Consider the following 13,464-nt stretch of genomic DNA (forward strand, 5'->3'; position numbering starts at 1 on the left):
TCATTCAGCCTCCTTCTTGAACAGATTGCAGGTCTCCTCGTGCTTGTGCATCTCGAAGTCCCGGTACATCTGGTTGCGCTTGACCGCCAGATCCCAGTCCACTTTGTGGCCGTCAAAGTCGGGGCCGTCCACACAGGCGAACTTCATCTCACCGCCAACGCTGAGGCGGCAGCCGCCGCACATGCCGGTGCCGTCGATCATGATGGGGCTCATGGAGACGGTGGTGGGGATGCCGTAGGGTTCGGTGGTCTTGGAGACGAATTTCATCATGACCATGGGGCCGATGGCGAACACCTCGTCATACTGGTTACCGGCCTCGATCAGTTCCTTCAGGGCGTCGGTGACCAGGCCCTTGCGGCCATAGGAGCCGTCGTCGGTGCAGACGATCAGCTTGTCAGAGGACTTCTTGAAGTCCTCCTCCAGGATGACCAGGTCCTCCGTGCGGAAGCCAACAATGGCATGGACCTCCGCGCCGCAGTCGTGGAACTTCTTCAGCACGGGATAGGCAATGGCGCAGCCCACGCCGCCGCCGACCACGCAGACCTTCTTCTTGCCCTCGGTCTCGGTGGCCTTGCCCAGGGGGCCCACAAAGTCGTGCAGGCAGTCGCCCTCGTTCAGGTGGGACAGCTTCTCCGTGGTGGCGCCCACGGTCTGAACAATGATAGTGACGGTGCCCTTTTCAGGGTCGTAGCTGTTAATGGTGATGGGGATGCGCTCGCCGTTCTCATCCACGCGGAGGATGATGAACTGGCCCGGCTGTGCCTTCTTGGCGACCAGAGGCGCCTCGATCTCGTACAGCGTAACGGTGGGGCGCAGAGCCTCTTTTCTCACGATACGATACATACTCTTCCTTCCTTCCCGAATGTTTGAATTTTCATGCGGACCTGCATCCTGACATTGACACATTAAAATATATTTTAATATATCTTCTTTAAGCTCGTCAATCTCTTTTCGTCACGTTTCTCCCAAAATTTTTACCAATTATTTGGTATTTCCGTTAATTCAGGGTAAACTTCCGTCCCTCCGAGTGAAGAACGCCTTCCTCCCGCAGCCGTTTCAGCTCCCGCATCATGGCGCTGCGGTCCGTGGCGATGTAATCCGCCAGCGTGCTGAGGGAAAATGGGAGGGTAAAGGTGCTGCTGTGCTCCTTTTCTGAAAGCTGGTGAAAATAGCACAGCAGTTTTTCCCGGATGGATCGCCGGGACAGCACGTCGACCCGCTGGCTGAGGGCCTGGGCCTTGTCCGCCATCAGGCGGAGCATGTTCTGCACCAGCAGGCTGTGGTGCCTGCACGCCCGTTCGCACCGCTTTAAAATATGGGCATAGTCGATGAACAGCACGTCGCAGGGCGTCCGGCACACCACCTCCAGGCTGTCCCGCTCCGATCCGGCATACGCCAGCGTCCGGCCAAACACCCCGCCGGTGCTCAGGTCCTCCAGCACCGTAGACACACCCTCCTCGTCGATCCGGATGATGGAGGCTGTCCCCCGCTCTATGATCCCCACGGCGTCCCTTCCCCGGGAGGCAAAGTCATAGATCAGGTCATCTGTTTTGAACGACCGCTGGACCGCCTGAAAACAGTCCAGCATCCCGCGGTATTCTTCATAGGCAATATCCTGAAACAACGGGCTTTTTTCCAGCTCCTGCTGTGTCAGCATGGTATCCGCTCCTTTCCTGTTGCATATATCACAAGTCTAGCATACCAGCTTTCTCCGGAAATGTAAAGCCCATTTCCAGGCAGATTTCATAAATTGTTCACCAAATCGCCGCGCCCATCCTGTATATTATTGATAGAAGCCAGATGGGCAAATACAGGCGGGTCCCCGCCTCACAGAAAAGAGGCTGAAACGTGAACATTGCTTATTTTCTGCTCCCGAAGAACCGTGTTGCTTATCTGTACGATGACTGTACGTTCCGCCAAGGGCTGGAAAAAATGCGGCACCATGGCTACACGGCCATTCCCGTCATCACACGGAACGGGCAATACGTGGGAACGGTCAGCGAGGGCGATTTCCTCTGGCGCCTCCTGGCCGACGAACCGTCAGCACTGTTCTCCCGCTCCATGAAGGACTTGGAACAGCTGCGTATCCGGGACATCCTTCGCGGCAACAACTACCCCTCCGTCCGCATCACTGTCAGTATGGAGGAGCTGCTCAACAGCGCCATGAACCAGAATTTTATCCCCGTGGTGGATGATATCGGCAGCTTTATCGGCATCGTCACCCGCAAGGACATCATCCGCTATTTCGCTGAACAAAAGGCCGCCGCAGAGCCTTCGCTTCTCCGCAAGATCGTATAACACTGTATAACACAGATCCCGGCAGGGCGGTCCTGCCGGGATCCTTTTTTGCCTGCGGCCTGCTCTTCGAGGAAACCAGTCAAGTCGTTTTTTCCTCCTGCTTGGCATCAATATAGGAATATAAAGTATATTTGGATATGCCGAAATATTTTGCGATCTTGTCTCCGGATTTTGTGACCAAAAAGGCGCCGTTCTGGTTCAGGAACTGAATGGCCTTCACCTTGTCCTCCTTGTTCATCAGCGCCACCGGCTTGCCCACCAGCGCCACCGACTGCTGGATCAGATCCTCCAGCATATCATTGATATTCACGATCCGCTCCGGCTCCGCCTGCTGGGGATCCGGGGTGGAGACCAGCTCCCGGACCGCGCCCTCCACCATCAGCAGCTTGGAGATGTCGTAGTTGATGGACAGGATCCCCGACACCTTGCCCTTGCTGTTGCGGATATAGACGGTGGAGGATTTCAGGATCTTGCCGCCCGGCGTCTTTGTCAGGTAGCAGAGATGGTCCTTGGGTTCCGGATCGTTGGTCTGCATCTGCTCGATGACCACATGGGACGCGCCGTCCCCCACCTTCCGCCCGGAGACATGGCCGTTCTCGATCGCCGCGATCGTGTGGTCGGGATGGCGGCTCAAGTCATGCACCACCACTTCGCAGTCGCTGCCGAACTGCGCGGCGATCCCCGCCGCCACCTGTTTCAGCAGTTCCAGTTTTCCGTTTTCTATGGCTTTTCCCCCCTATTTTTAATTATTTCATCCATTTTACCATGACTATCATATCATAAATTTCCTAAAAAGCAATCCCTTTTCTCAAAATTTGTTTGGTTTTCAAAAATTTTGTTTGACAAGTGGATTTCTTATGCTATGATAGGGATAGAACCAAGAAACGCCATCAGGCAAAGGAACTGCTCACAACATTTAAACGGAGGGTATCGATATGGATTTTGAAGCGATCAAAGCGGCCGCGAAGGGCTATCAGGCCGACATGTCCCGGTTCCTGCGGGATATGATCTCCCACCCCAGTGAGAGCTGCGAGGAAAAGAACGTCGTCATGTGCATCAAGGCCGAGATGGAAAAGCTGGGCTTTGACAAGGTGGAGATCGACGGTCTGGGCAACGTCATCGGCTGGATGGGCGAGGGCGAGAAGATCATCGCCATCGACTCCCACATCGACACTGTCGGCGTCGGCAACAGCAGCAACTGGGAGGCCGACCCCTACCAGGGCTATGAGACCGAGGACGTCATCTTCGGCCGGGGCGGCTCCGACCAGGAGGGCGGCATGGCCTCCGCCGTGTACGGCGCCAGGATCATGAAGGACCTGGGTCTGATCCCCGCCGGCTACAAGATCATGGTGGTGGGCTCCGTTCAGGAGGAGGACTGCGACGGCATGTGCTGGCAGTACATCGTCAACAAGTACTTCAACGGTCCTGAGGACGCCCGCAGCAAGATCGAATTCGTCATCTCCACCGAACCCACCGACGGCGGCATCTACCGCGGCCACCGGGGCCGCATGGAGATCCGGGTGGACGTGAAGGGCATCTCCTGCCACGGCTCCGCCCCCCAGCGCGGTGACAATGCCATTTACAAGATGGCCGACATCCTCCAGGACGTCCGCGCCCTGAACGAAAACGGCGACGGCCCCTCCAACAAAGTCCGCGGCCTGGTGAAGATGCTGAACCCCGCATTCAACCCCCAGCATTACGAGGACGCCCAGTTCCTGGGCCGGGGCACCTGCACCACCTCCCAGATCTTCTATACCTCTCCCAGCCGCTGCGCCGTGGCGGACAGCTGCTCCATCTCCATCGACCGCCGCATGACCGCCGGTGAGACCTGGGACTCCTGCCTGGAGGAGATCCGCCAGCTGCCCAGCGTCAAGAAGTACGGCGACGACGTGAAGGTCTCCATGTACATGTATGACCGTCCCTCCTGGACCGGCGAGGTCTATGAGACCGAGTGCTTCTTCCCCACCTGGATCAACAAGGAGAGCGCCGCCCATGTCCAGGCCCTGGTGGACGCCCACCACGCCCTGTGGGGCGACAAGCGCATCGGCCACGCCGACGTGAACCCCCAGTTCGACGCCATGCACCTGCGGGACGGCCGCCCTCTGACCGACAAGTGGACCTTCTCCACCAACTGCGTGTCTATTCAGGGCCGGTACGGCATCCCCTGCGTGGGCTTCGGCCCCGGCGCCGAGTCCCAGGCCCACGCCCCCAACGAGATCACCTGGAAGCAGGACCTGGTGACCTGCGCCGCCCTGTACGCCGCCGTTCCCGGCCTGTATAAGCCCGAGAACAAGACCGGCGATGTGACCGAATTCCGTCAGAGCCTGACGGACAACGACATCCAATAAAATTCCCGGCCAAACACCTCCCTGTAGGGGACGGCCTCTGTGCCGTCCCGTCCCGCGGGAGGCACGGTCTCTCGTGAAACCGCCATTTCTTTCTCCGGGGGAAGCATAATCTCTTGTGAAACGGGCCGCCCCCGCCTCCGCGGGAGGTACGGTCTCTCGTGAAACCGGCCGCCTCTTTCTCCGGGGGAAGCATAATCTCTTGTAAAACGGGCCGTCCTCTCTTTCGCGGGAGGTACGGTCTCCCGGAAAACGGGCCGTCTCCTTCTCCGGGGAGGCATAACCTCCCGGGAAAACGGGCCGCCGGAGACGGCGGCCCCTACACCGCAAATATTAAATATCAAAGGAGCATATCGATATGTCTAAGACCATTGAACTGGCGCAGCACCTGGAAAAGCTGCACATCAATCATATGTACAAGTCCGACTTCTACTGGACCTGGGACAAGACCGACGAGGAGCTGGACGCCATCTTCACCGTGGCCGACGCCCTGCGGGACCTGCGGGAGCGGAACAAGTCCACCCGGATCTTCGATTCGGGCCTCGGCATCTCCATCTTCCGGGACAACTCCACCCGGACCCGGTTCTCCTTCGCCTCCGCCTGCAACCTGCTGGGCCTGACCGTCCAGGACCTGGACGAGAAGAAGAGCCAGATCGCCCACGGCGAGACCGTCCGGGAGACCGCCAACATGGTCTCCTTCATGGCCGACGTCATCGGCATCCGGGACGACATGTTCATCGGCGAGGGCCACAAATATCAAAAGACCTTCATGGACGCTGTGAAGGAGGGCTACCGGGACGGCATCCTGGAGCAGCAGCCCACCCTGGTCAACCTCCAGTGCGACGTGGACCACCCCACCCAGTGCATGGCCGACATGCTGCATATCATCCATGAGTTCGGCGGCGTGGAGAACCTGAAGGGCAAGAAGATCGCCATGACCTGGGCCTACTCCCCCAGCTACGGCAAGCCCCTGTCCGTGCCCCAGGGCGTCATCGGTTTGATGACCCGCTTCGGCATGGATGTGGTCCTGGCCCATCCCGAGGGCTATGACGTGATGCCCGAGGTGGAGGAGATCGCCCGCAAGAACGCCGCGGCCACCGGCGGCAGCTACAAGAAGGTCGCCACCATGGAGGAGGCCTTCCAGGACGCCGACATCGTGTATCCCAAGAGCTGGGCGCCCTTCGCCGCCATGGAGCAGCGCACCAAGCTGTACCAGGCGGGCGACCAGACCGGCATCGACGCCCTGGAAAAGCAGCTCCTGGCCCAGAACGCCCAGCACAAGGACTGGACCTGCTCCGAGGAGATGATGAAGCGCACCAAGGACGGCAAGGCCCTGTATCTGCACTGCCTGCCCGCCGACATCACCGGCCTCAGCTGCCCCCAGGGCGAGGTGGACAACTCTGTGTTTGACCGCTATCTGGTGCCCCTGTACAAGGAGGCCAGCTACAAGCCCTATATCATCGCCGCCATGATCATGATGAGCAAGGTCAAGGACCCCGTGTCCGCCCTGATGGCCATGGACGCTGCCGATAAGCGGAAGCGCTTTTAAAAAAGCCCCCTGACTGGGCCATGGACCGCCGGCTTCCCGCCCCGTGGGAGAGCCGGCGGGGAATCCTTTCCTCTCCCAATTCTGACCAACAACGAGGTGTCACCATCATGGGTAAACGTATCGTCATCGCCTTGGGCGGCAATGCCTTAGGCAAAAACCTGCCGGAACAGATGGCCGCCGTGAAGCACACGGCGAAGGCCATCGTGGATCTCATTCAGGAGGGCCATGAGGTCGTGATCGTCCACGGCAACGGCCCCCAGGTGGGCATGATCAACAGCGCCATGACCACTCTCTCCCGGGAGGACCCCTCCCTCCCCATGGCCCCCATGTCTGTCTGCACCGCCATGAGCGAGGGCTATATCGGCTATGACCTGCAAAACTCCATCCGGGAGGAGCTGCTGGACCGCAAGGTCGATAAGCCCGTCTCCACCATCCTGACCCAAGTGGAGGTAGACCCCAGGGACCCGGCTTTCCAGAGCCCCTCCAAGCCCATCGGCACCTTCATGACCGAGGCGGAGGCAGAGGAATTGCGCCGCCGGGGAAATGCCGTCATGGAGGACGCGGGCCGGGGCTGGCGCCGCTGTGTGGCCTCCCCGCTGCCCAAGTCCATCGTGGAGATCGAGACCATCCGGGCGCTGCTGGCCGCCGGACAGATCGTGGTGGCCTGCGGCGGAGGCGGCATCCCCGTCATCCAGGAGGGCCACCACCTCCGGGGCGCGGTTGCCGTTATCGACAAGGATTTTGCCGCCGAGCTTTTGGCGGAGGAGCTGAACGCCGACTCCCTGGTCATCCTCACCGCTGTGGAGAAGGTGGCCGTCAACTTCGGCAAGCCCGATCAGCAGTGGCTGGACCATCTCACCCCCGCGGAGGCCCGGCAATATGCCACAGAGGGGCAATTCGCCCCCGGCTCCATGCTGCCCAAGGTCCAGGCGGCGGTGAAGTTCGCTGAGTCCAAGCCCGGCCGCACCGCTCTCATCACCCTGCTGGAAAAGGCCAAGGACGGCATCGCCGGCAGGACCGGCACGTCCGTCTCCCTGTGAGCGCTCCATATCCGGACTTTCGCGCCATGCACAGATCTTTCAAACAGGAGAGCGAAAACGCTCTCCTGTTTGTCGTTTTTGTGCGGTCCGCTGCTTTTAATCAGGGCATTTCCAGATCATAGTAAATTTTTTCTCTTCTTTTTTCCCTCTTTTCAAAAATTAAGTTGAATTTCCAGGTGTGACCCTGTATGATAAGAATAGGCAAATTTTTTTCGCGTACCGTTGCTCATATTTTTTGAAGGAGGAAATTAAAATGAAGAAGTTTCTTGCACTGCTTCTCTCCCTGGTCATGGTCTTGAGCCTGGCCGCCTGCGGCGGTGGCAAGGGGGATGAGGCCCCTGCCGCCACCGACGACCCCGCCAATACCGAGGAACCCGCCGCCAAGACCGTCAAGGTGGGCCTGATCTGCATCGGCGACGAGAACGATCAGGGCTATACTTACAACTTCATCCGCGGCAAGGAGGCCGCCACCGAGGCTCTGGCCGCGAAGGGCATCCAGGTGGAGTGGAACGTCAAGTACAACATCAACGAGGACAGCGGCTGCGCCGACGCCAACATCGAGCTGGCCGAAGAGGGCTGCGACCTCATCATCAACAACTCCTACGGCTTTGAGCCCTTTATGCTCCAGGTCGTGGACGACTATCCCGACATCCAGTTCATCTCCTGCACCAACCAGGGCTCCTGGAACGACGGACGGGACAACACCCACAACGCTTTCGCCAACATCTATGAGGGCCGCTACCTGGCCGGCGTGGTGGCCGGCATGAAGATGCAGGAAATGATCGACAACGGTGAGATCACCGCCGACCAGGCCGTCATCGGCTACGTGGGCGCCTTCTCCTTCGCCGAGGTCATCTCCGGCTTCACCGCCTACTATCTGGGCGCCAAGAGCGTCTGCCCCAGCGCCACCATGAAGGTCCAGTTCGTCGGCTCCTGGTCCAACGCCACGGAAGAGGGCAACGCCGCCGCGGCTCTGGCCGACATGGGCTGCGTCATGATCTCCCAGCACTCCGACAACACCACCCCCGCCACCACCGCCCAGTCCAAGGGCGTGTTCCACACCGGCTATAACAACGACATGATCTCCGTCGCTCCCGAGGCCTCCCTGATCGGCACCCGGATCGACTGGTCCCACTACTTTGAGTACGCCATCGAGGCCGTCGCCAACGGCGAGGAATTCGACCAGGATTGGTGCCATGGCATGGACATGGGCGCTGTGGTCCTGACCGACCTGAACGAGGACATCGCCGCCGCGGGCACCGCTGAAAAGCTGGCCGAGGTGGAAGCCGCTCTGGCCGACGGTTCCCTCCAGGTGTTCGACACCTCCACCTTCACCATCGGCGGTCAGCCTCTGACCAACGCCTTCGCACTGGACACCGACGGCGACTTCACGCCCGACGCCGAGGAGGCCGTGTTCGACGGTGCCTTCCACGAGTCCTACTTCCAGTCCGCTCCTTACTTCGCTCTGCAGATCGACGGTATCGAGTGGCTGAACTCCGCCTTTTGATTCCCTTCCCAAACCAGGGGGCTGCGACCTCGCAGCCCCCCTTTTCCTATCGGGCACATTCCGTTCTTTTTGTCATACCTCCGCGGAATGACGCCACGCAACTTTAAAAAGAAAGGATGACAACCGTGGAATCTTTTCACGCCATTGAACTGCGTCACATCACCAAGCGCTTCGGCAAGGTAGTCGCCAATGACAGCATTGACCTGACCCTGGACCGCGGCGAGATCCTCTCCCTGCTGGGAGAGAACGGCAGCGGCAAGACCACTCTCATGAACATGCTCGCCGGCATCTATTTCCCGGACGAGGGCGAGATCCTGGTAGGCGGCAAGCCCGTCTCCATCCGCTCCCCCAAGGACGCCTTTGACCACGGCATCGGCATGATCCACCAGCATTTCAAGCTGGTGAATGTGTTCACCGCCGCGGAAAACATCGCGCTGGGACTTTCCGGCGGCGGCAAGCTGGACCGGAAGGCCATCGCCGTCAAGGTCCAGGAGATCAGCGACCGGTACGGCTTCGGCATCGACCCCAATAAAAAAGTCTATGATATGTCCGTCTCGGAAAAGCAGACCGTGGAGATCGTGAAGGTCCTCTACCGGGGCGCGGACATTTTGATCCTCGACGAGCCCACCGCTGTCCTCACGCCCCAGGAGACGGACCGTCTGTTCGGTATCCTGCGGGCCATGAAGGCCGACGGCAAGGCCATCGTCATTATCACCCACAAGCTCCATGAGGTCATGGCCCTGTCCGACAAGGTGGCCGTCCTTCGCAAGGGCAAATACATCGGCACGGTGAAGACCAGCGAGACGAACCCCCAGGCTCTGACGGATATGATGGTGGGCCGCAGTGTCACCCTGAACATCGACCGTCCCATGCCGGTGGACCCCACGCCCCGCCTGGAGATCCAGGGCCTCACCTGCCTGGACGCGGAGGGTGTGAAAAAGCTGGATAACGTGTCCTTCACCGCCATGGGCGGTGAGATCCTGGGCATCGCCGGCATCGCCGGTTCCGGCCAGCGGGAGCTGCTGGAATCTATCGCGGGGCTCTATCCCGTGGCGTCCGGCTCCATCCACTACACGCCGGTGGGCGCGGACAAGGCGGTGGAGCTGGTGGGCAAGCCGCCCATGGAGATCAAAAAGGCCGGGGTCGCCATGGCCTTCGTTCCGGAGGACCGCCTCGGCATGGGCCTGGTGGGCGGCATGGGCATGACCGGCAACATGATGCTCCGCTCCTGGCGGAAGGGCAAGGGCGTTTTCGTTAACCGGAAGGACCCCAACGCCCTGGCGCTGGAGGTCAAAGAGCGTCTGGAGGTCGTCACCCCCAGCGTGGATTTCCCCGTCCGGCGGCTGTCCGGCGGCAACGTGCAGAAGGTCCTGGTGGGCCGGGAGATCGCCTCCTCCCCCACGGTCCTCATGAGCGCCTATGCCGTTCGGGGACTGGATATCAACACATCCTACACCATCTATAACCTGATGACCGAGCAGAAGATGAAGGGCGTCGCCGTGATCTACGTGGGTGAGGACCTGGACGTCCTGCTGGAGCTGTGTGACCGCATCCTGGTCCTGTGCGGCGGCCAGGTCAGCGGCATCGTGGATGCCCGCACCGTTACCAAGGAAGAAGTCGGCCTGCTCATGACCCGGGTAGGCGGCGGAAAGGAGGATGTGCCTCATGCATGAACAGAAGATCCCTCTGATCCGGCTGGCAAAGCGGGACTCCATGGAGCCTTGGAAGGTCTGGTGCATCCGGGGCAGTTCCTTTTTGGCGGCCATCCTTTTGGGCGCCCTGATCTTTTTGCTGATGGGGAACAATCCCATCGCCGCCTATGGGACCATTCTCTCCGGTTCTCTGGGCAAAAAGACGGCCATCCGCCAGACTGTGAAGCTGGCCATCCCCTTGCTGGGCACCGCCCTTGCCATCGCCCCCTGCTTCAAAATGCGCTTCTGGAACATCGGCGCCGAGGGGCAGATCACGGCCGGTGCCATGGCCGCCAGCTATTTCGCCCTCTTTTGGTATGATAAGCTGCCCGCCCCTCTCCTTCTCCTCGTCATGGGTGTGGCCGGCGCCGCGGCCGGCGGCCTGTGGGCGCTGATCCCCGCCTTCTTCAAGGCCAGGTGGAACACCAATGAGACGCTGTTCACCCTGATGATGAACTATATCATCATCGGCATCGTGAAGTGGCTCCAGGGTGGTCCCTGGGAGGGCCGTCCCGGCTCCCAGATGATCCCCATGTTCGACTCCGCCGCCGTGCTGCCCAAGATATTCGGCGTGCACTGCGGCTGGATCATCGTGCTGGTGATGACGGTCCTGATGTACATCTACATGCGCCATACCAAACACGGCTACGAGATCGCCGTCATCGGCGAGAGCGAGAATACCGCCCGCTACGCCGGTATGAACGTGGGCCGCATCATCATGCGCACCATGTTCCTCTCCGGCGGCATCTGCGGCGTCGTGGGCTTCATCGTGGCCTCCGGCGCCAACGGCACGCTGTATGACGGCGTGGCCGCCGGGGTGGGCTTCACCGCCATCACCGTGGCCTGGCTGGCCCAGCTGAACCCCTTTGCCATGATCGGCATCTCCGGCCTGCTGGCGGTGCTGGAAAAAGGCGCGGATACCTTGCAGACCCGCATGGCCGTGCCCGCCTCCATCTCCGACATCATCACCGGCATCTTCCTGTTCTGTATGCTGGGCTGTGAGTTCTTCATCAACTATCGAATGATCTTCCGCGGCAAGCACAAGGAGGTGGCCTGATCATGAATGCTCTGCTGTTATTGATCTACAACGCCGTGCTCAACGGCACGCCTCTGCTGTTCGGCACCGTTGGCGAGGTGCTGACGGAAAAGACCGGCAACCTGAACCTGGGCGTGGAGGGCATGATGTACATGGGCGGCGCCCTGGGCCTGGGCGGCGCGTTCTACTATGAGATGTTCGCCGGGCAGAACGCCAGCGGCTTTCTGGCGGTCCTCATCGCCATTCTGTGCGCGTTTCTGGGCGGCGCCTTCGGCGCTCTCATTTACAGCTTCATCACCATCACCCTCCGGGCCAATCAGAACGTCACCGGCCTGGCCCTGGCCATCTTCGGCACCGGCGCAGGCCAGTTCATCGGCGAATACATGCGCACCACCTCCGGCGGCTACGTGGCCATCAGCAACCATCTGAAGTCCGCCTTTATGACCTCTCCCCTGCCCGCGGCCCTGCAGAACATTCCAGTCCTGGGCCCGCTGCTGTTCCAGTACAACATCTTTGTCTACCTCGGCATCATGATCGCGGTGCTGATGGGCCTCTATCTCCGCAGGAGCCGTTCCGGCCTCTATCTGCGCGCTGTGGGCGAATCTCCCTCCACCGCCGATTCCGCCGGCATCAACGTCACCCGCTATAAGTATCTGGCCACGATCCTGGGCGGCGGCATCTCCGCCATCGGCGGCATGGTCTACATCATGACCATCGCCGGATGCGTCTGGAACCACGAGGGTCTTGCCGGTGAGGGCTGGCTGGCTGTGGCTCTGGTCATCTTCTGCCTGTGGCGGCCCGTCAGCGCCATCTTCGGCTCCATCCTGTTCGGCGCGCTGATGATCCTGTACCTGCGCCTCCAGCTGCCCTTTATCCCGGACCAGATCTACAAGATCCTCCCCTATATCGTGACGGTCATCGTCCTGATCTTCACCAGTATGCGCAACAGCAAGGACAAACAGCCTCCCGCAAGCCTGGGCCTCGCCTATTTCCGGGAAGATCGCTGAATCAAACCACCGAAAACACCGCTGCTTTCGCAGCGGTGTTTTTCATCTCCCACAGGCTGGCGGCCTCACGCCTGGTATCCCCATGTATGGCAGCGGCCCTCTGGGAATATTTTATTTCCAAAACGGGCAAAATTTTTCTATCCCAATTCACAGATTGTTTGCAGATCATCTATAGATTCCTCAAAATTTTTATGATATCTTAACGGTAATCAACCTCATGATCGGAGGTGCTCATCTTGCGCCCTTCCCTGTCCGTCCCCTGGCGTGATTTAAAATATGCCCTCTGGCTCCCGGTCTATCTGGCCAGCTTCCTGCTGCTGGAACAGCTCGTCGACGGCTCTCACGGCTACTGGGCCACCCAGCTGCCCCTGGACCGCCTGATTCCCTTCCAGGAGCTTTTTGTGGTCCCCTACTGCTTGTGGTATCCTCTGCTGGTGGTGGTAGGCCTGTACCTGCTGCTGCGGGATGGCAATGCGTTCCGCCGCTACATGTGCTTTCTGGCCGTGTCGTTTTTCCTCAGTGAGCTGATTTGGCTTCTGATCCCCAACGGCCAGGACCTGCGCCCGCTGGTCATGCCCCGGGACAATCTCTTCACCCGCTGGGTGGCCGGACTGTACAGCATCGACACCAACACCAACGTTTTTCCCTCTGTCCACGTGGTCGGCTCCATCGGCGCCGCCCTGGCGGTGTGGGACGGTTTCCGCAGAAAGCCGGTCCTCCGCTGGGGCACGACGGTCCTGGCGGTCCTGATCTGCCTCTCCACCCTGTTCATCAAGCAGCACGCAGTCCTGGATGTCGCCGGCGGCGCCGTTCTCTCCGCCCTGGTGGCTCTCCCCATCTACCGCCGCGTACCCCTAACCGCGTTCCGACTCCGCCGCCGCTCCCAACCCCTGGAAAATCCGGAATAACAAAAACGCCGCAAGCCATGGCTTGCGGCGTTTTTATAATCAATTCACTTTTCAAGTGTCACAGCGCATGTGCGCTGTGACAG

Annotated in this window: 12 protein-coding genes; 9 read left to right on the plus strand and 3 right to left on the minus strand. The window is 60.1% G+C overall.

Going from position 1 to position 13,464, the window contains the following annotated elements; all coding sequences use genetic code 11:
* Positions 1-843 carry a sulfide/dihydroorotate dehydrogenase-like FAD/NAD-binding protein gene (locus tag Q0Z71_RS09835; RefSeq protein ID WP_298021676.1) on the minus strand — a complete coding sequence of 281 codons (843 nt, stop codon included), beginning with the start codon at positions 841-843 and terminating at the stop codon, positions 1-3.
* A 154-nt stretch (positions 844-997) separates the two neighbouring features.
* On the minus strand, positions 998-1,657 hold the full coding sequence (locus Q0Z71_RS09840) for a Crp/Fnr family transcriptional regulator (RefSeq protein WP_298021680.1): 660 nt from the start codon (positions 1,655-1,657) through the stop codon (positions 998-1,000).
* A gap of 191 nt (positions 1,658-1,848) precedes the next feature.
* Here Q0Z71_RS09840 and Q0Z71_RS09845 point away from each other — a divergent pair, with 191 nt between their 5' ends.
* Positions 1,849-2,298 (plus strand): CBS domain-containing protein, encoded by a 450-nt coding sequence (locus Q0Z71_RS09845; RefSeq protein ID WP_298021684.1) that lies wholly within the window; start codon positions 1,849-1,851, stop codon positions 2,296-2,298.
* A gap of 79 nt (positions 2,299-2,377) precedes the next feature.
* Here Q0Z71_RS09845 and Q0Z71_RS09850 read toward each other — a convergent pair whose 3' ends face one another.
* Positions 2,378-2,989, minus strand: a complete 612-nt coding sequence (locus Q0Z71_RS09850; protein WP_363316702.1) for a helix-turn-helix transcriptional regulator — start codon at positions 2,987-2,989, stop codon at positions 2,378-2,380.
* A gap of 244 nt (positions 2,990-3,233) precedes the next feature.
* Here Q0Z71_RS09850 and Q0Z71_RS09855 point away from each other — a divergent pair, with 244 nt between their 5' ends.
* The 8 genes from Q0Z71_RS09855 (at position 3,234) to Q0Z71_RS09890 (ending at position 13,381) form a co-directional block, all read left to right on the plus strand.
* Positions 3,234-4,646 (plus strand): YgeY family selenium metabolism-linked hydrolase, encoded by a 1,413-nt coding sequence (locus Q0Z71_RS09855; RefSeq protein ID WP_298021687.1) that lies wholly within the window; start codon positions 3,234-3,236, stop codon positions 4,644-4,646.
* Between the two features lie 355 nt (positions 4,647-5,001).
* Positions 5,002-6,192 carry a knotted carbamoyltransferase YgeW gene (gene ygeW / locus Q0Z71_RS09860; RefSeq protein WP_298021690.1) on the plus strand — a complete coding sequence of 397 codons (1,191 nt, stop codon included), beginning with the start codon at positions 5,002-5,004 and terminating at the stop codon, positions 6,190-6,192.
* A gap of 107 nt (positions 6,193-6,299) precedes the next feature.
* Positions 6,300-7,232 carry a carbamate kinase gene (arcC, locus tag Q0Z71_RS09865; RefSeq protein WP_298021693.1) on the plus strand — a complete coding sequence of 311 codons (933 nt, stop codon included), beginning with the start codon at positions 6,300-6,302 and terminating at the stop codon, positions 7,230-7,232.
* Positions 7,233-7,485: 253 nt separating this feature from the next.
* Positions 7,486-8,739 carry a BMP family ABC transporter substrate-binding protein gene (locus Q0Z71_RS09870; RefSeq protein ID WP_298021696.1) on the plus strand — a complete coding sequence of 418 codons (1,254 nt, stop codon included), beginning with the start codon at positions 7,486-7,488 and terminating at the stop codon, positions 8,737-8,739.
* Positions 8,740-8,855: 116 nt separating this feature from the next.
* Positions 8,856-10,412, plus strand: a complete 1,557-nt coding sequence (locus Q0Z71_RS09875) for an ABC transporter ATP-binding protein (protein WP_363316703.1) — start codon at positions 8,856-8,858, stop codon at positions 10,410-10,412.
* A complete protein-coding gene (locus Q0Z71_RS09880) occupies positions 10,405-11,487 on the plus strand; it encodes an ABC transporter permease (protein ID WP_298021701.1) in 1,083 nt (360 codons plus the stop codon). Before Q0Z71_RS09875 ends, Q0Z71_RS09880 begins: the two co-directional genes overlap by 8 nt.
* A 2-nt stretch (positions 11,488-11,489) precedes the next feature.
* Positions 11,490-12,473 carry an ABC transporter permease gene (locus Q0Z71_RS09885; protein ID WP_298021703.1) on the plus strand — a complete coding sequence of 328 codons (984 nt, stop codon included), beginning with the start codon at positions 11,490-11,492 and terminating at the stop codon, positions 12,471-12,473.
* A 236-nt stretch (positions 12,474-12,709) separates the two neighbouring features.
* Entirely contained in the window at positions 12,710-13,381 is a 672-nt protein-coding gene (locus tag Q0Z71_RS09890) for a phosphatase PAP2 family protein (RefSeq protein ID WP_298021706.1), read from the plus strand.
* Positions 13,382-13,464: the final 83 nt, after the last annotated feature.

The sequence above is a fragment of the uncultured Dysosmobacter sp. genome, from assembly GCF_947631635.1.
In the GTDB taxonomy this organism is placed as follows: domain Bacteria; phylum Bacillota; class Clostridia; order Oscillospirales; family Oscillospiraceae; genus Oscillibacter.